Here is a 17301-nt window from a genome sequence, read left to right as displayed (position 1 = left end):
ATTCAGGGGGGCGGGGCGCGCGCAACGTCAGGCGCGCGCCCCGGTCCGGATTACATGCCGAAGATTTCGTTCCAGCGGTCGATCCAGTCGGTCTTGGCCGCGTTCATCTTGGCATAGTCCATGGTGTTGAGCGCGTCGATCTCGTCCTGGCCGTAGGTCCAGAGGGCGGCCTGTTCGTCGGTCAGCTCGACGTTCATGTTGATCGGGGCGTCGACGCCCTGCTCGGCCTCTTTCTGCTGCACTTCCTGCGACAGGACAAAGTCGATGAACTTGTAGGCCAGCTCGACGTTCTCGGCACCGGTCGGGATGTTGAGCGTGTTCAGGACAGCGATGTCGCCATCTTCCAGCTCGGCCCAGGTCATGGTCGGAACCGCTTCCTGCAGCGACCGCAGGGTGAAGTCCTGCGTCATGGTGACCGCGATCTCGCCGGTCGAGGCGAGGTTCACCATTTCCGAGCCGGTGTTGTAGTTCTTGACCACGTTCGGCTTGATCTTCTCGATCTCGGCAAAGGTCGTGTCGGCGTCCTCGTAGGCGTCGACCCCGGCCTTGTCGCCGGCCTGCACCACGAACATCGGGCCCGCGGTGGTGGTGATGTTCGGCAGCGACACCTGGCCCGCCAGGTCCTCGCGCCAGAGATCGCCCCAGCTGGTGATCGGCTCGACCTTGGCGCTGTCATAGACGACGCCGATCCGGCCGACGGTGTAGGCCGGGCCGTAGCCGCCCTGCGGGTCGCGGGCAATCTCGTAGATCTCGTCGATGTTCGACAGCTTGGAACGGTCGATCTTCTGGAAGACGCCGTTCTCGATCCCGACCTGGGAGTAGCTGTCGGTCAGGAAGATGACGTCGACGCCCTTGCCGCCGCGCGCGGTCAGCTTGCCGAGGCGGTCGGCGTTGTTGCCGGTCTCGAACTCGACGTCGCAGCCGCACATCTCCTTGAAGGGCTCGATGAGGTTCGCGTTCAGCTTGTCGCCGTTGTAGCCCCACCAGGACACCACCAGCGTTTCGGCCTGCGCCGAGGCAGAGGCGGCCGTGAGGGCCAGGGCGGAAATCGAGAGAAGTTTTTTCATGTCACGAGACCTTGTCTATTGAACCGAGTTGTACGGGACGACCGGGCGGAAGGTTTTCTTTGGGAGCTGGTAAATAATGGGGGTGAGGAAATCCACACAAGTCAAGGCATGAGCGGGTGTGCGGTGATTTCGTGATGGCGCCCGGGGATGCCGCGGATTTGGGCGTCGCGCCCGCGTGGCTCAACCTCGGCGGCAGCGATGGTTGCTTGCCTGACCCCGGACCGTGTGCACAGTATCGGGCATTGCCATCCGCGCGGCGCACCGCGCGGGCCCATTCGAGGAGATGTTTGATGAAGGCTTTCGCAGCCCCCTTTCTGATCGCCGCCGCCCTGGCCACCCCGGCGCTGGCCGAGGTCAGGACCGTGACCGTGACGGCGGAACAGCAGGACGCGGTCGAGATTCCCGACGGCGCGATGCTGCGGATCGACCTTCTCGACGTGTCCAAGGCGGATGCACCGTCGGAAACCATCACCACCCAGGCGATGCGGATCACCACGCTGCCGCTGACCGTGCCGCTGCCCTACGAGTCCGAGCTGATCGTCGACAACATGACCTACGCGGTCTCGGCCCGGGTGATGTCGGGCGAAAGCGTCCTGGCGCGGACGACGACGTCGCACACCGTGCTGACCCGCGGTGCCGGAGAGGCGGTGACCGTCGTGCTCGAAGCGTCCCAGCCCGCGGGTGACGGCACCCCGATCGACATCGAGGTCACCTGGACCGCGTTCGAGATCGGCGGCCGGATGCTGATCGTCGACAACCCGCCGACGCTGACCCTGATGCCCGATGGCACGTTCTCGGTCTTTGCCGGGTGCAACCAGGTGAACGGCTCGGCCGAGGTGACCGAAACCGGGTTCGAGGTGCAGCAGCCGATGGCCAGCACGCGGAAGCTCTGCCCCGAGCCGCAGATGAAGCTGGAAGAGATGACCGTCGAGGCGCTCGAAAGCACCCGGGGGTATGTCCGCAACGGCGACCTGCTGACCTTCGTCAATGCCGCGGGCGTGCCGGTGCTGCGGTTCAGCAAGGCGGGCTGAGTGCTGCGCCACGCCTGAAAACGACCCTGAGCACGGCCGCCCGATCGGGCGGCCGTCTGCACTTGGACCGCCCGAAAGCGGTTGCCGTTCCCGGCAGGGGCGGCGATCCGGGCCTGACCCGGCAAGACGAGGAACAGCGATGGCCGACGTAACTGTCCGCCCAATGGCAGTTGAGGACGAAGACAGCTGGCGCAGGCTTTGGGCCGGATACAACGCCTTCTACCAGCGCACGGTGGAAGAACGGGTCACCCGTCGGACCTGGGCCACACTGGTCGCCGCCGCGGGCGAACCGCACGGCTTCGTCGCCACCTGCGAGGGGCGCGTCGTCGGCTTCGCGCACTACTTCTTCGTGCCCTCGACCTCGGACTGGGCTCCGCGCTGTTACTTGCAGGACCTCTTCGCCGATCCCGACATGCGCGGCGGGGGCATCGGGCGTGCGCTGATCGAGACGGTCTATGACGCCGCGGACCGGCACGACGCCGCGCAGGTCTACTGGCTGACCGCCGCGGATAATTATGCCGCACGGCGGCTCTATGACCGGGTGGCGACCCTGACACCCTTCGTCAAGTACCGCCGCTAGGCGCCTACTCGGAAAAGTTCAGCTCTTCCTCGATCGCCTCGAGGATCTCCATCCGCCGTTCGACGGTCTCGCCGTTCTCGCCGACATAGGCGACGGCCAGCAGCCTGAGCAGCGACAGCATCGTCGCGTGGGTCGGCAGCAGCCCGTAGCTGGCCGCGTGGCAGGGCAGGACCCGTTCGGAAAAGCGTTCGGCCTGCGGGGCAAATGCGTGGTCGGTGATCGTGACCACCCGCATCCGCGTGGTGCGGGCATGGGCCAGGATCGGGCGCAGCATCTTGGGGCGGGGCTCCAGCGTCAGCAGGATCAGCACGTCGCGCGGCCCGGTGGCGGCCAGCGCGCCCGCCCAGTCCTGCCCGGCACCGTCGAGGTGATGCACCTCGTGCCGCAGGCGGTGGAACATCGACTTGCCGACGCGGGCGACGCCGTCCTCTGCGCCGAAGCCCAGGAACCAGACGCGCGGCGCCCCGGCGATCAGGCGGGCGAGGTCCGGCAGCAGGTCGGCGCGCATCTCTTCGAAGGTGCGCTGCAGGTTCGCCAGCTCAAGCTCGAGGTGCGCGCCGATGGACCGGCCCATGGACACGGCCGCCGGGCGGGCCTCGGACCGGCCGTAGGGCTGGGTGCGATTCCGTTCCTCGCGGGCCTGCAGGCGCACCTCTTCAAAGTCGGTGTAGCCGAGGTTGCGGAAAAAACGGGCAGTCGTCGCCTTGCTGACGCCCGCAATCCCGGCCAGCTCGGTTGCGGTGTGCGTTTCGATAAGGCCCTGATTTTCCATCAGGACCCGCGCGATTTTCTGTTCCGAACCGGTCAGTTTCGACTGGCTCTCCTGGATGCGGAGGATCAGGCGCGACGCCATGCTTCACGATTTCCCTTGACCGATGAAACCCAAGTTTCAATCCTATGAAACAGTGAAACACAGCGGAATGGCAAGATGTCGACCTCGAAAGTTATCCGGCAGAAAATATGGACGAAGCTGCATGACGTGGCCAGACCGGACACGCGCTTCCACCTGAACTTTGCCGAGGTCATTCCCGATTTCGAGGAATCCGAGGCGGCGATCGACCGCCTTGTCGCCGATCCGGCCTACCAGGCGTCGCAATTCGCCTTCATCACCCCCGACAACTGCCTGGCCGACCTGCGCCGCCGGATGATCGAGGACGGCAAGACCTTCGTGATGTCGACCTACGGCATCTACCGCGGCTTCCTGCTGCTCGACCCGGCGACCATCCCCGAGGGCGCGGCGCTCTACGCCTCGTGGCTCGACGGGATGGAGCACTTCGGCACGCCCATCACGCTGGAAGAGATCGCCCGGCGCGGGCGGTTCGACTACCTCGTGACCGGCGCCTCGGCGGTTTCGGTCAACGGGGTGCGGTTCGGCAAGGGGCATGGGTTCTTCGACCTCGAATGGGGGATGTTTACCGACCTCGGGCTGGTGGACGAAACCACGCCGGTCCATGCCGTCGTGCATGACGTGCAACTGGTCGAGGATCACCTGCAGCCGTCCGAAACCGACATTCTGGTCGACACGATCTTCACCCCCTCGCAGGCCTACCGGGTCGAGCGCCGCGCCAAGCGGCCGCGCGGGGTGAAATGGCCGCTGCTCGACCCCAAGCAGATCGACGACACGCCCCCGCTTCAGGAACTGCAACGCATCCAGGGCCTCGCCTGAGGCCGGACCGAAAAACAACGACAACAGTGGAGACAGAGACGATGCTACGACCGATGAACCGCCGCCATTTCCTGGGCACCGCCGCCGGTGCCGCCGCCGCCTCCGCCCTGCCGTTCCGGGCGGGCGCCTCGGGCGACCCGCTCAAGATGCAGGCCGCCTGGATCAACGACGCGGAATTCGCGGGCTACTTCCTGGCCATGGACGAAGGTTATTACGCCGACGAGGGGATGGCGCTGACCTACCTGCCGGGCGGGCCCGACGTGATCCCGGAATCGACCATCATCGCGGGCCGCGCCGACCTGGCGCTGACCACGCCCGACACCACGATCAAGGCCATTGTCGAACAGGGTGCACCGTTCAAGATCATCGGCACCCAGTACCAGAAGAACCCTCTGGGCATCGTCTCGCTCGCCTCGGCGCCGATCAATTCGCCGGAAGAGTTGAAGGGCAAGACGCTGGCGGTGCCGCCGGTCAACGTGATCTCGGTCGAGGCGATGCTGAAGCTGAACGGCATCGACCCGTCCGAGGTCAACATCGTGCCCTACGCCTACGACCCGACGCCGCTGATTCAGGGCGAGATCGACGCCTCGCTCGACTTTACCACCAACGTGCCCTTCACGATCTCCCAGCAGGGGGTCGAAGCGGTGAGCTTCCTGCTCTACGACTTCGGCTTCACCACCTTCAACGACACCGTCGTGGTCACGCAGGAGGTGCTGGACACCAAGCGCGATCAACTGGTCACCTGGCTGCGCGCCTCGCGCAAGGGCTGGGAAGAGAACTTCAAGGATCCCGCCGCCTGGCCGCCGAAATGGGAAGGCACGCATTTCGCGGGCACCGGCCGCACCATCGAGAACGAGGTCTACTTCAACCAGGCGCAGCAACCGCTGATCGAACATCCCGACGGCATCTTTGCCCTGACCGACGACGGGATCGAAAAATGCCTCTCGGCCCTCGGCGAGGTCGGCATCGTCGGCAACGCCGAGATGTTCGACACCTCGCTCCTGGCCGAGATCTGATGCGCGCCCCGGACGGGATCACCCTTTCCGGGGTCGGCAAGACCTTCCGCGGCCGCGGCAAGGTGGTGGAGGCCCTGCGGGACGTGACCCTGCATTGTCCCGCAGGCTCCTTCACCGCGATCATCGGCCCGTCGGGCTGCGGCAAGTCCACCGTGATGCGCATCGCGCTTGGCCTGGAAGGGGCGGACGCGGGCGAGGTGATGATCGCAGGCGCGGCGCCGCAGGCCGCGGCGCGGGCGGGCGTGACCGGCGTGGCGTTCCAGGATGCCGCGCTGCTGCCCTGGCGCACGGTGCGCCACAACGTCGAGGTCCCGCTCGAGGTGCTGGGTCGCCCGCTGCGCGACAGCCGCGACCGCGTGCAGGCGATGATCGATCTGGTGGGCCTCAAGGGCTACGAGAATTCCCTGCCCGGTGAGCTGTCGGGCGGCATGCGCCAGCGCGTCGCCATCGCGCGGGCGCTGGTGACGCACCCGCAGGTGCTTTTCATGGACGAACCCTTCGGCGCGCTCGACCAGATCCTGCGCCGGCAGATGAACGTCGAGCTTCAGCGCATCTGGGCCGAGACCGGATCGACCGCCTTTCTCGTCACCCACGGGATCGACGAGGCGGTGTTCCTTGCCGACCGTGTCGTCGTCATGCACGCCGACCCGGGCCGGATCGTCGAGGTGATCGACGTGCCCTTCGCCCGGCCGCGCGACCCGTCGCTGTTTTCCGATCCCGATTTCCATGCGCTCTGCGATCGCATCGCCGAGGTGCTGCATGGCGGCTGAGGCAGAGAGCCCGGGCCGGGCTGCGTTCGGCATCCCGGCGGGGCTGCGCAATGCCCTGGTGCTGCTGCTGGCGTGGGAGGTGGTCGGACGCCTCGACCTCGTTGCAGGCGGGGCACTGCCGGGAGTGACCGAGATCCTCGCCCAGTTCTGGGCCGATCTCGGTGACTATCCGCGCCACATCCTCGCGACGCTGGTGTCCTCGGCGGCGGGGTTCGTCATCGGCAACGCCGTGGGTATCGCGGCCGGCGTGGTCTTTGCCCTCTCGCCCGTCACGCTGCGGCTCTTCCGCGGCGTGAACATCGCCATCTTCGCCCTCCCGGCCATTGCCATCGCGCCGATCCTGAACCTCACGCTCGAAGGTCTTGCGCCGCGGATCGTGCTGGCCGCGCTCGGCGTCTACTTCGTCACCATGACGGCCACCGTGCTGGGCATCACCCAGGCCGACAGCCGCGCCTCGGACCTTATCCGGGCCTATGGCGGCAATCGCTGGACGGTGCTGCGCAAGGTGCAGTTCCGCGCCGCGGTGCCCGCCATCCTGGCCGCGTTCCGCGTGGCCGCGCCGAACGCCGTGCTGGGCGCGATCCTGGCCGAATTCGGCGGCGGCGGCCGCTGGGGGCTGGGGAGCTACCTGCTGGGCTCGCTCGGGCGCGGGGATCCGGCCCGGCTCTGGGGGATCGGGCTGATGGCGACCGCGATCGCGGGGCTGAGCTATGCGGTCTTCTCGTGGCTTGCGAAACGCTTTGTCGGCAGCACGCGGGCGGTCACGATGAACACCGCCGTGCCGGACGCAGGGCGCAGCGCCGACCCGCATCTGCGCCGTGCCCTGATCGCGGCCGGGGCCATCGCGCTGCCCTTCGTGGCCTGGTGGCTCTTCATCTGGGGCACCGGCGTGCCCGCGATAATCGCCAAGACGCCCTGGGGCGTGATCGAGTACCTCTTTCTCTCGCCCGCGTCGGACAAGGCGCAGGCGCGCCTGCTCGCGGCCTTGGCAGAGACCCTGCCCATCACCCTCGTGGGCATGGCGGCGGGGCTGGCGTTTGCCTTCGCGCTGGCCATTTCCTCACGCCTCTTCCCGCGCGCGATCGAGGCGTTCATGCCGGTGGCGCTGGTCACCCAGACCATGCCGCTCGTGGCGCTGACCCCGCTGCTCGTGCTGATCCTCGGGCGCGGCACGGCGCTGACGATGTGGGTCACGATCTCGGTCACGTTCTTTCCGGCCTTCGTCACGCTGGCGCAGGGGATCGCGCTGGTGCCGAAAGGCGCGGTCGAGCTGCCGCGCGCCTACGGGGCCGGGCCGTGGCGCGAGCTGCGGATGGTCACCATCCCGGCCTCGATGCCCTATCTCTTTGCCGCGGCGCGGCTGACCGCGCCGCGGGCGCTCCTGGGGGTGATGATCGCGGAATGGCTGGCGACGGGAAAGGGCCTCGGCAACCTGCTGAACCAGTCGCGCGGCTACCTCGATTTCGGGATGATCTGGACGGTCGCCGCGGTCTCGGTGCTGATCTCGGTCGCGTTCTACCAGGTCATCGTCTTGGGCGAGAGGCGGGTGCTGCGGCGGATGGGGATGCAGACGGCAGAGTGACGCGGGGGCAGAAAGATCTTTACAAAACGTCTCGATCTGTCAACCATGTCAACATGAGTCCCCGCGAACGGATCCTCGAGGCCGCCATGACCGTCTTCGTCAGATACGGTTTCCGCCTGACCAGCATGGAGCGGGTCGGCAAGGAGGCGGGCCTGTCGCGGCAGGCGGTCTACAATCACTTCGAGACGAAAGAGGCGCTGTTCCGCGCCGTGGTCGAGCTGATCAGCGTCGGGTCGCGCGACGCCGCCGAAGCCGCCGCCCGCGAGGCAGAGGCGGAGGGCGCCAGCCTGTCGCAGGCCCTGACCGCCCAGTTGGTCGCGCGGCTGCGCTTCTTCACCGGCCACATGGACGGATCGCCGCACGCCGAGGAACTGCTGGCCGAACATTCGCGCCAGACGCAGGACCTGAAGGAAGCCGACACCGCCGCGTTCGTGGGACAGCTGGTCGCGACGATGGCACGCTACGCGGAACGCGGCACGCGCCTGCGGCCGGACACGGCGCCGGCCGACCTCGCCCGTCTGCTGATCCTGGCCGAGTACGGCGCCAAGAATGACCCGCGCGGCGCTGCGGCGCTGCCGGATTTCGCAACACTCGTAGACCTGATCGTCCGGGGCGCCACGGTTCCGCCGGGCCCCGGAACCTGACACCGGCAAGCGAACAAGGGAGGCCAGCCATGAGCAAGCTGAACGTGAACGGACGCACCGAGGAGGTGGCGCTGGACGACGACGCGCTGCTCGTCGACGTGCTGCGCGACAAGCTGGGACTGACGGGAACGAAACTGGTCTGCGGGGCCGGGGTCTGCGGCGCCTGCACGGTGCTGGTGGACGGGGTGCCCGTCGCCTCGTGCCTGATGCCGGCCAAGGCCGCCGAGGGGCGCGAGGTCCGGACGGTCGAAGGCATCGCCGCGCCGGAGCTGCACCCGGTGCAGAAGGCGTTCATGGCCCTCGACGGGTTGCAGTGCGGGTTCTGCACGCCGGGCTTCATCGTCGAGGCGACGGCGTTCCACGACAGCTGGCGGGCGGCCAATGGCACCGCGACGCCCGGGCGGGACGAGGTCGCGGCGGCCCTGGCCGGGCACCTCTGCCGCTGCGGGGCCTACGACAACATCCTGCGCGCCGTCGCGGCCGCCTGCGAGGGCAAGTTCGACGGCGCCGCCGTGCAGGCCCCACGGCTTGAGGCACGCGACAAGGTCACCGGCGCGGCGCGCTACACCGTGGACATCCAGCACGACGGGCAGCTCGAGGGGCTGATCCTGCGGGCGACGGACGCCCATGCCGAGGTCACCGGCCTCGACCTCGCCGCCGCCCGCGCGGTGCCCGGGGTGCGGGCCGCCGTGTCGCTGCTCCCGGACGGCGGGATGGTGCGCTACGCCGGGCAGGCCATCGCCGCCGTCGCGGCCGAGGATGCCGCCGTCGCACGCGCGGGGCTGGCCGCGATCCGGTTCACCAGCACGCCGAAACCGGCGGTCTTCGGGCGCGACGACGCGGAACGTCCGGGTGCGCCGGTGGTCTTTCCGGGCAAGAAGTCGGGTGCGGCCAACGTCTCGGAAGGCGCGGTCGCCCCGGCGAAGTGGACGGGCAACCTGCGCGGCCCGTCCGCTGCCTTCTCGACCCGCAAGCGCAAGGCGCTGAGCCGGATCGCCGAGGCGCGGGACAAGCGCGATCCAAAGCTCTTCGAGGGCACGTTCCGTACCGGGACGCAGCAGCACACCTCGCTCGAACCGCATGCCGCCGTGGCGCGGTTTGATGGCGACCGGCTGACCGTGCATGCCTCGACCCAGATCGTGAGCGAGCTGCGCGAGCGGATCGCCAAACGGTTCAAGATGGCGCCCGAGAAGGTCCGCGTGATCGCCGAGCATGTCGGCGGCGGCTTCGGCTCGAAGGGCGGCCTCACGCAGGAGACCGAGGTGGCAGTCCTGCTGGCACAGGCCGCCGGTGCCCCGGTGCGGGTGGCCTATTCCCGGCACGAGGAGCTTTCGGTGGCCGGCTACCGGCCCGCCGCGACGATGGACATCTCTTTGCTCGCGGGGCCGGGGCAGGCGATCGAGGCGCTGTCGCTTGAGGCGCGGTCGGATGGCGGGATCGGCATCAACTCCAACATCGCGGGGCTGGCGCGGCTGATCTACCGCTCCGAGGCGAGCAGCCTTTCCGACTTCGACGTGGTCAGCAACCTTGCCCCCGGCATGCCGTTCCGGGGGCCGGGCGGCCCGCCGATGGCCTTTGCGCTGGAGCAGGCGATCGATGAGCTGGCGCTGCGGCAGGGCCTCGACCCGCTGGACCTGCGGCGCGGCTGGGACCGCAACCCGAACCGCCAGCGCCTGTATGACTGGGCTGCGGGACTGGAGTGCTGGCAGGCCCGCGACACCACGACGGCGCAGACCGGGCGTTTCCGGCGCGGCGTCGGGGTGGCGGCGGGCTACTGGCTCTATCTTTGGCAGCCCGGCACCAAGGTCGAACTGGCGGTCGAGAACCACCGGCTGGTGGTGAAATGCTCGACCCAGGACATCGGCACCGGCACGCGCAGCGTGCTGGCGGCGGCCGTGGCAAAGGCGTTCGAGCTCGAGCCGGAGGAGGTCGTCGTGCGGATCGGCGACAGCGACCTGCCGCCGGGGCCGGGGTCGGGGGGCAGCCGGGTGACCGCCTCGGTCGTGCCGCCAACGCTTCTGGCGATCGAGAAGCTGCAGGCGCAGATCCGCGACGCGCGGAGTACGGCGCCCGGGTCGAACGCGCCGTGGCGCGAACTGATCGAGGCCGCGCCGGACATGAAGGTGGTGATCGAACGCCCCGAGGACGACCGCAAGACGATCTACGGCAACACCTCTCTGGTGCACGAGGCCGGGATGATGGGCCGGGTCTTCGGCTTCATGGCGCGGCGGATGATGCACATCGCGGTCGGGGCCGGGGCGCCGAGTTCGGTGCAGGTGGTCGAGGTCGAGGTGGACACGCTGCTGGGGCATATCCGGGTGCCACGGGTGCACACCGGCATCGCCGTCGGCAAGCTGGCCGCGCCGGAACTGGCGCGCAGCCAGGCGGTCGGGGCCATCGTGCAGGGGGTGGGTTACGCGCTCTACGAGGATCGCGAGGTCGATCCCCGGACGGGGCAGGTGCTGTCCGCGGGGCTCGAGGATTACCGCATCCCCGGGATCGCCGACACGCCCGAGATGCACGTGCATTTCGACGAGGGCGGCTTTGATCACGTGCTCGGCGGCAGCGTCGGCATCGGCGAGGTCGCGACCGTGCCGACCGCCGCCGCGCTGGCCAACGCGGTCCGCAACGCCATCGGGCAGCGCCCGATGGAGGCGCCGATCCAGCCCGACCGGCTGATGGCGCTCCTGGCGAAGGAGGACGTGGCATGAAGGACATGACTGACAGCCCCGCAGTCGAGTGGCGCGCCGCCGGGACCGACCTGTCCGAGCGGCGGCGCAGCGGCGTGTCGCGCGGGCCGGTGCGGGACCTCGTGCCGACAGCCGAGATGCGCGGGATCGCCAAGGCCGGGGGCGGACTGCGCCTTGGCGCCTCGGCGACCATCGCGGAGATTGCTGGCGATCCCCGGATCGTCGCGGGTTATCCCGGCCTGGCCGTGACGGCGGGCGGGCTGGCGACGCCGCAGATCCGGCAGGTGGCCACGCTGGGTGGCAACCTTGCCCAGCGGACCCGCTGCTGGTACTACCGCAACCCCGAGTTCGCCTGCCTCAAGTCCGGCGGCACGAGCTGCCCGGCGCGCGAGGGGAACCACCGCTACGGCGTGGCCTTCGACCTCGGGCCGTGCGTCGCGCCGCATCCCTCATCGGTGGCGGCCGCGCTTATGGCCTACGAGGCGACGGTGACGACCGACCGCCGCGCGGGCATCGGTGTCGCGGCCCTGCTGGGCGACGGCTCCGACGGCAGCGCCGACAACACGCTTCAGCCGGGCGAGACGATCCTGCACGTCGACCTGCCGCCGGCGGTCGAAGGCGAACGCGCCGGGTACCGCCGGGCGATCAGCCGGTCCTTCGCCGAATGGCCGCTGGCCGAGGTCGTGGTGCGGGTCGTCGTCGTGGACGGTGCCTTCCGGATGCTGCGCCTCGCCGCCGGCGGGGTGGCCCCGGTGCCGCTGCGCCTGACCGCGGCCGAGGCGGTCGGGGAAGGGGCGCCCGCCACGCCCGAAACCATCGCGGCGATCGCGGCGGCGGCCTGCGAGGGCGCCAACCCGCTGCCGATGACCGGCTACAAGATCGCGCTGCTCGACGGCCTCCTGCGTGACGTGATCGAAAGCTGCGTCGCGGGATAGGCCGCTCGCCCCTTGACCTTCGCCGCGTTCCCGGCCGCTATGGCCGGGACCGGCGGAGGAGCATGCATGTCTGACCTGACCCCGATCGACGACCGGAAGGCGGCGGCTCGCACGGCGGCCTATGCCCGCCGCGCCGCCGCCCATGCCGCCGCGCGTCCGGGCCGAGCGGGGGTGCTGTCCTCGGTGCTGGCCGGATACCGCGGCGTCCCGCTCTCGGGCTACATGCCGATCCGGTCCGAGATTTCGCCCATGGCCGCGATGGAGGAAGCCGCCGCGCATGGCCCGGTCGGTGTCCCGGTGATCGAGGCAGCGGGCCGACCGCTGAACTTCGCGGCGTGGGAGCCGGATTGCGTCATGGTGCCCGGCCCCTTCGGCGCCACCGTGCCCGCGACGCTCGACTGGATGGTGCCCGAGATCGTCATCGTGCCACTGGTGGCGTTCGACCGGATGGGCAACCGGCTGGGCTATGGCGGCGGGTTTTACGACCGGACGCTCGCCCTCCTGCGGGCGCGGGGGCCGGTGCTGGCCATCGGCTTCGCCTATGCCGCGCAGGAAGCCCGCGACATCCCGGTCGAGGCGACGGACGTCCCGCTCGACCTTGTCGTGACCGAGACCGAGGTGATCCAGATCCCGGGGAGGGGGTGACATGGCAGAGAACAAGACCGTCCCGACCGGCGCGGATGTCCGCGCCTTCCTGGACGCCGTGGAGCCGCCGAGGCGGCGGGCGCAGGGGCTGGAGATGCTGGCGTTCTTCGAAGAGATCACCGGTTACCCGGCCCGCATGTGGGGCGACAGCATCGTCGGCTTTGGCCGCTATGCCTATCGCTACGACAGCGGGCATTCGGGCGAATTCCTCGCCACCGGCTTTTCACCGCGTAAGACGGCGCTGACGCTCTACATCATGCCGGGATACCAGGATTACGGCGCCATCCTCGACCGGCTGGGGCCGCACAAGCTGGGCAAGTCGTGCCTCTACATCACCCGGCTCGACCAGGTCGACCGCGCGGCGCTGACCGACCTGGTGCAGCAGGGACTGAAGGATCTGAACGCGATCTGGCCGGTGCATCCAGAGTAGGGAACCGAACGGCCCGGCCGGGTGTAGTACCGATTGAGCGAGGGAGGGACACCATGCGCATCTACGACTGCACCTGCGGCGCGCCGCTCTTCATCGACAACACCGTCTGCACCAACTGCGGCCGCGCCGCCGGCTGGTGCGAGGGCTGCGGCGAGATGGCGGGGTTCGACATGGCCCCCGACGGTAGCTGGACCTGCACCGACTGCGGTATCGCAGGGCGGCCCTGCACGAACTACAGCAAGGAACACGTCTGCAATCGTGTGCAGGTCGCCTCGGACCCGGAAGGTTTCTGCCGGGTCTGCCGGATGAACGAGGTGGTTCCGAACCTCGAGGTCGAGGGCAACCGCGAACGCTGGGCCCGTCTCGAATCCGCCAAGCGCAGGCTGGTCTATGCACTCGACCTCGTCGGGATGCCCTATGGCGACGAAACCGATCCGCCGCTGCGGTTCTCGTTCCTCGGCGACGGGGAACTCGCGGGTCTCTGGCGGCGTGCGGGAGAGGTGGAGCAGGTCTATACCGGCCATGCCGACGGGCTTGTCACAATCAACATCCGCGAGGCCGATAGCGACGAGCGCGAGGCGATCCGCGTCGACATGGGCGAGGCGCATCGCACCCTGATCGGACACCTGCGCCACGAGGTCGGCCATTACTACTGGGACGTCGCCATCAAGGGCCGCGAAGGGCCCGAGGCCGAGTTCGCCGCCGTCTTCGGGAACCCGTGGGAGCCCGCCTACGGCGACGCGCTGGAACGGCACTATGCCGAGGGCCCGCCGGATGGGTGGGAGGGCACCTATGTCAGCTCCTACGCCACGATGCATCCCTGGGAGGACTGGGCCGAGACCTTTGCGCTCTGGCTCGCCATGGTGGGCGTCCTCGACACCGCCGTCGCCTTCGGCTTTGGCGCGGGCCTGCCCGAGACGACGGACGAGATGGTCAAGCGCTACGGCCGCCTCGGCGTGGTCGCGAACGAGTTGAACCGCGAGATGGGGCTGCTCGACTTCGCCCCCGTCGTGGTGACGCCCGCGATCCAGACCAAGCTTGAACACGTGACCAGGGTCGTGCGCAGCCTCATCGTCAGCTGATCCCCCGGCGGTCATGGACAATTGCGCGCCTTTGTGGAATTGGGCTGCGCAAGGAGACCGCCCATGACCACCACCCGTTTCGCCCCGTCGCCCACCGGACATATCCATGTCGGGAACCTGCGCACCGCGCTCTTCAACTGGCTGATCGCCCGCAAGGCCGGCGGCACCTTCATCCTGCGGATCGACGACACCGATCCCGAGCGGTCGAAGGAAGAATATGTCGACGCGATCAAGGAAGACCTGGAATGGCTGGGCCTGACCTGGGACCGGGTGGAACGGCAGTCACTGCGGCTGGACCGCTATGCCGAGGCCGCCGACAAGCTGCGCGAGATGGAGCGGTTCTACGAGGCGTTCGAGACGCCCGTGGAGCTGGACCTGAAGCGGAAGAAGCAGCTCAACATGGGCAAGCCGCCGGTCTATGACCGGGCGGCGCTGGCGCTGTCGGACGACGAGAAGGCAAGGCTGCGGGCCGAACGCGGCGACGGCGTCTGGCGGTTCAAGCTGATCCAGGACCGGATCGAATGGACCGACGGCATCCTCGGCCCGATCTCGATCGACGCGGCGAGCGTGTCCGACCCGGTGCTGATCCGGGCGGACAAGCAGGTGCTCTACACCCTCGCGTCGGTCGTCGACGACACCGAGATGGGCGTGACCAACGTCGTCCGCGGTTCGGACCACGTGACCAACACCGCGACCCAGATCCAGATCATCGAGGCGCTTGGCGGCGCGGTCCCGTCCTTTGCCCACCATTCGCTGCTGACCGGCCCGGCGGGCGAAGCGCTGTCGAAGCGGCTCGGCGTGCTGTCGATCCGCCAGCTGCGCGAGCGTGGCGTGGCGCCGATGGCGCTCCTGTCGCTGATGGCGCGGCTGGGGTCGTCGCAGCCGGTGGAGCTGCGCGACAGCCCCGAGGACCTGCTGGAGGGCTTCGACCTGTCGAGCTTCGGCGCGGCGCCGACCAAGTTCGACGAGAACGACCTCTTCCCGCTGACTGCCCACGTCCTGCAGCGCACCCCGCTGGCCGAGGTCGCCGACCGCCTGCGCGCGGCCGGCGTGCCCGAGGACAAGCTCGAGCAGTTCTGGAGTGTCGTGCGCGACAACATCACCGTGCTGGACGAGGTCGACGGCTGGTGGACGCTCTTCCGCGACGGTGCCGAGCCCGCGGTGGACGACGAGGACCGCGCCTTCATCGCCGAGGCGATGGCGCTGCTGCCCGACGGCCCCTACGACAGCGAGAGCTGGGGCAAGTGGACGGCCGAGGTGAAGGACAAGACTGGCCGCAAGGGCAAGGGCCTCTTCATGCCGCTGCGCAAGGCCGTCACCGGCCAGGCGCACGGGCCGGACATGAGCCAGGTGCTGCCACTGATGCAGGTGATCCGGGCGAAGGGTTGAGGCCCTAGCCTTCGACCAGGTCGTAATGGCTGATGCGGCGGTCGGCGACGATCTCCGCCTCGGCGGGGTCGATATGCGGGCTCTCGTAGTCCTCGCCGACGAAGGCCTTGAGGGCCTCGAGGCTCTCCCAGACCATGACGAAGCTGAACTCGCGCGGGCGATCCGGTCGGGCGGCCCCGGGCAGCACCTGGACGAGGCCGGTCTGGCGCTGCATCAGCGGAATGGCGGTCTCGTGAAAGAACCGGGCGAACTCGGCCTCCTTGCCTGGCTGCGTGGTGACCTGGAAGATGCGGATGATCATCGTGCGGCTCCCCGTATGACGCGGGGCAGGGCGTGCCCCGCGGGGACAGCATAACACATCGGCGCGGACCCGGGCCGGGCGCGGGATTCCTCCCGTCAGGGCAAGCTGGCTCTGGCATTTGCCCGCACCACGCCCTATGCAGTCCGGCGACAGACGAAAGGCCCGGCTATGGAAGACCTGATCAATTCCTTCATGAGCGGCCCGGACGAGCAGGGCCGCTTCGGCCAGTTCGGCGGGCGCTTCGTGTCCGAGACGCTGATGCCGCTGATCCTCGAGCTCGAGGCGCAGTACGAATTCGCCAAGACCGACCCGGAGTTCTGGGCCGAGATGGACGACCTCTGGAAGCACTACGTCGGCCGCCCGTCGCCGCTCTATTTCGCCAACCGGCTGACCGAGCACCTGGGCGGGGCCAAGATCTACCTCAAGCGGGACGAACTGAACCACACCGGCGCGCACAAGATCAACAACGTGTTGGGCCAGATCATCCTTGCCCGCCGCATGGGCAAGACCCGGATCATCGCGGAAACCGGGGCGGGTCAGCACGGCGTGGCGACCGCGACCGTCTGCGCCAAGTTCGGGCTGAAGTGCGTGGTCTACATGGGCGCGCATGACGTCGAGCGGCAGGCGCCCAACGTCTTCCGCATGCGCCTTCTGGGGGCCGAGGTGGTGCCGGTGACGAGCGGTCGCGGCACGCTGAAGGACGCGATGAACGACGCGTTGCGCGACTGGGTGACCAACGTGCGCGACACCTTCTACTGCATCGGCACCGTGGCCGGCCCGCATCCCTACCCGGCGATGGTTCGCGATTTCCAGGCGATCATCGGCAAGGAGGTCCGCTGGCAGCTGGCCGAGCAGGAGGGCGAGGGTCGTCTGCCCGACACAGTGATCGCCGCGATCGGCGGCGGATCGAACGCCATGGGCCTCTTCTACGAGTTCCTCGACGACAAGTCGGTGAACATCATCGGCGTGGAAGCGGGCGGCAAGGGCGTGGACGAGAAGATGGAGCACTGCGCCTCTCTCACCGGCGGGCGTCCCGGCGTGCTGCACGGCAACCGGACCTACCTGCTGCAGGACGAGGACGGGCAGATCCTCGAAGGCCACTCGATCTCGGCGGGCCTGGACTATCCCGGGATCGGGCCGGAGCATTCCTGGCTGCATGACACCGGCCGCGCCGACTATGTCTCGATCACCGACAAGGAGGCGCTGGAGGCGTTCCAGCTCTCCTGCGCACTCGAGGGGATCATTCCGGCGCTGGAACCCTGCCACGCGCTGGCCCACGTGATGAAGATCGCGCCGACGCTGCCGCCCGAGCATATCATCGTGATGAACATGTGCGGCCGGGGGACAAGGACATCTTCACGGTCGCCAAGCATCTCGGCGTCGACATCGCCAGCTGAGGGCGTCCCGGGCCGGTGGTGCGTGGCAAGCACGCACCCTACGGTGTGGGCGATTGCGCCCCGGCTTCATCGTTTC

Annotated in this window: 16 protein-coding genes and 1 pseudogene; 14 read left to right on the top strand and 3 right to left on the bottom strand. The window is 68.7% G+C overall.

Annotated features, from left to right (window positions below):
* Positions 1-50: 50 nt before the first annotated feature.
* Positions 51-1067, bottom strand: coding sequence for an ABC transporter substrate-binding protein (locus ACE2AC_RS09365; RefSeq protein ID WP_375691826.1), 1017 nt, complete (start codon positions 1065-1067; stop codon positions 51-53).
* 290 nt (positions 1068-1357) lie between these two features.
* Here ACE2AC_RS09365 and ACE2AC_RS09360 point away from each other — a divergent pair, with 290 nt between their 5' ends.
* Entirely contained in the window at positions 1358-2098 is a 741-nt protein-coding gene (locus tag ACE2AC_RS09360) for an META domain-containing protein (RefSeq protein WP_375691825.1), read from the top strand.
* Between the two features lie 163 nt (positions 2099-2261).
* Complete coding sequence (locus ACE2AC_RS09355; protein ID WP_375691824.1) at positions 2262-2678, top strand: GNAT family N-acetyltransferase; 417 nt, start codon at positions 2262-2264, stop codon at positions 2676-2678.
* Between the two features lie 4 nt (positions 2679-2682).
* Here the strand turns inward: ACE2AC_RS09355 and ACE2AC_RS09350 are convergent, their stop codons facing one another.
* Positions 2683-3531: a MurR/RpiR family transcriptional regulator gene (locus ACE2AC_RS09350; protein ID WP_375691823.1), complete on the bottom strand. Its 849-nt coding sequence runs from the start codon at positions 3529-3531 to the stop codon at positions 2683-2685.
* Positions 3532-3657: 126 nt separating this feature from the next.
* Between ACE2AC_RS09350 and ACE2AC_RS09345 the strand changes: the two genes are divergently transcribed.
* The 11 genes from ACE2AC_RS09345 to gltX all read left to right on the top strand — a co-directional run bounded on the left by ACE2AC_RS09345 (position 3658) and on the right by gltX (position 15527).
* The gene (locus ACE2AC_RS09345; protein WP_375691822.1) at positions 3658-4344 is read left to right on the top strand and encodes a 5-formyltetrahydrofolate cyclo-ligase; all 687 of its coding nucleotides are present in this window, start codon (positions 3658-3660) and stop codon (positions 4342-4344) included.
* Positions 4345-4385: 41 nt separating this feature from the next.
* Positions 4386-5360 carry an ABC transporter substrate-binding protein gene (locus tag ACE2AC_RS09340; RefSeq protein WP_375691821.1) on the top strand — a complete coding sequence of 325 codons (975 nt, stop codon included), beginning with the start codon at positions 4386-4388 and terminating at the stop codon, positions 5358-5360.
* A complete protein-coding gene (locus tag ACE2AC_RS09335; protein ID WP_375691820.1) occupies positions 5360-6130 on the top strand; it encodes an ABC transporter ATP-binding protein in 771 nt (256 codons plus the stop codon). Before ACE2AC_RS09340 ends, ACE2AC_RS09335 begins: the two co-directional genes overlap by 1 nt.
* Positions 6120-7712: an ABC transporter permease gene (locus ACE2AC_RS09330; RefSeq protein ID WP_375691819.1), complete on the top strand. Its 1593-nt coding sequence runs from the start codon at positions 6120-6122 to the stop codon at positions 7710-7712. Before ACE2AC_RS09335 ends, ACE2AC_RS09330 begins: the two co-directional genes overlap by 11 nt.
* A gap of 53 nt (positions 7713-7765) precedes the next feature.
* Positions 7766-8356: a TetR/AcrR family transcriptional regulator gene (locus tag ACE2AC_RS09325; protein ID WP_375691818.1), complete on the top strand. Its 591-nt coding sequence runs from the start codon at positions 7766-7768 to the stop codon at positions 8354-8356.
* Between the two features lie 29 nt (positions 8357-8385).
* Positions 8386-11067 (top strand): molybdopterin-dependent oxidoreductase, encoded by a 2682-nt coding sequence (locus tag ACE2AC_RS09320; RefSeq protein ID WP_375691817.1) that lies wholly within the window; start codon positions 8386-8388, stop codon positions 11065-11067.
* Positions 11064-11981, top strand: coding sequence for an FAD binding domain-containing protein (locus ACE2AC_RS09315; protein ID WP_375691816.1), 918 nt, complete (start codon positions 11064-11066; stop codon positions 11979-11981). Before ACE2AC_RS09320 ends, ACE2AC_RS09315 begins: the two co-directional genes overlap by 4 nt.
* A 66-nt stretch (positions 11982-12047) precedes the next feature.
* Positions 12048-12626 (top strand): 5-formyltetrahydrofolate cyclo-ligase, encoded by a 579-nt coding sequence (locus ACE2AC_RS09310; RefSeq protein WP_375691815.1) that lies wholly within the window; start codon positions 12048-12050, stop codon positions 12624-12626.
* 1 nt (position 12627) lies between these two features.
* Positions 12628-13056, top strand: a complete 429-nt coding sequence (locus ACE2AC_RS09305; RefSeq protein ID WP_375691814.1) for a DUF1801 domain-containing protein — start codon at positions 12628-12630, stop codon at positions 13054-13056.
* 53 nt (positions 13057-13109) lie between these two features.
* Positions 13110-14138: a putative zinc-binding metallopeptidase gene (locus tag ACE2AC_RS09300; protein ID WP_375691813.1), complete on the top strand. Its 1029-nt coding sequence runs from the start codon at positions 13110-13112 to the stop codon at positions 14136-14138.
* 63 nt (positions 14139-14201) lie between these two features.
* Positions 14202-15527: a glutamate--tRNA ligase gene (gene gltX, locus ACE2AC_RS09295; protein ID WP_375691812.1), complete on the top strand. Its 1326-nt coding sequence runs from the start codon at positions 14202-14204 to the stop codon at positions 15525-15527.
* A 4-nt stretch (positions 15528-15531) separates the two neighbouring features.
* Here gltX and ACE2AC_RS09290 read toward each other — a convergent pair whose 3' ends face one another.
* On the bottom strand, positions 15532-15828 hold the full coding sequence (locus tag ACE2AC_RS09290; RefSeq protein ID WP_375691811.1) for an antibiotic biosynthesis monooxygenase family protein: 297 nt from the start codon (positions 15826-15828) through the stop codon (positions 15532-15534).
* A 168-nt stretch (positions 15829-15996) separates the two neighbouring features.
* Between ACE2AC_RS09290 and trpB the strand changes: the two are divergent.
* Positions 15997-17225, top strand: a pseudogene (trpB, locus tag ACE2AC_RS09285) (tryptophan synthase subunit beta).
* Positions 17226-17301 lie beyond the last annotated feature (76 nt).

This window comes from Pseudooceanicola sp. LIPI14-2-Ac024 (assembly GCF_042188925.1).
In the GTDB taxonomy this organism is placed as follows: domain Bacteria; phylum Pseudomonadota; class Alphaproteobacteria; order Rhodobacterales; family Rhodobacteraceae; genus Pseudooceanicola.
The sequence above is the reverse complement of the archived record's forward strand: the minus strand, read 5'-3'. Positions and strand labels throughout refer to the sequence as shown.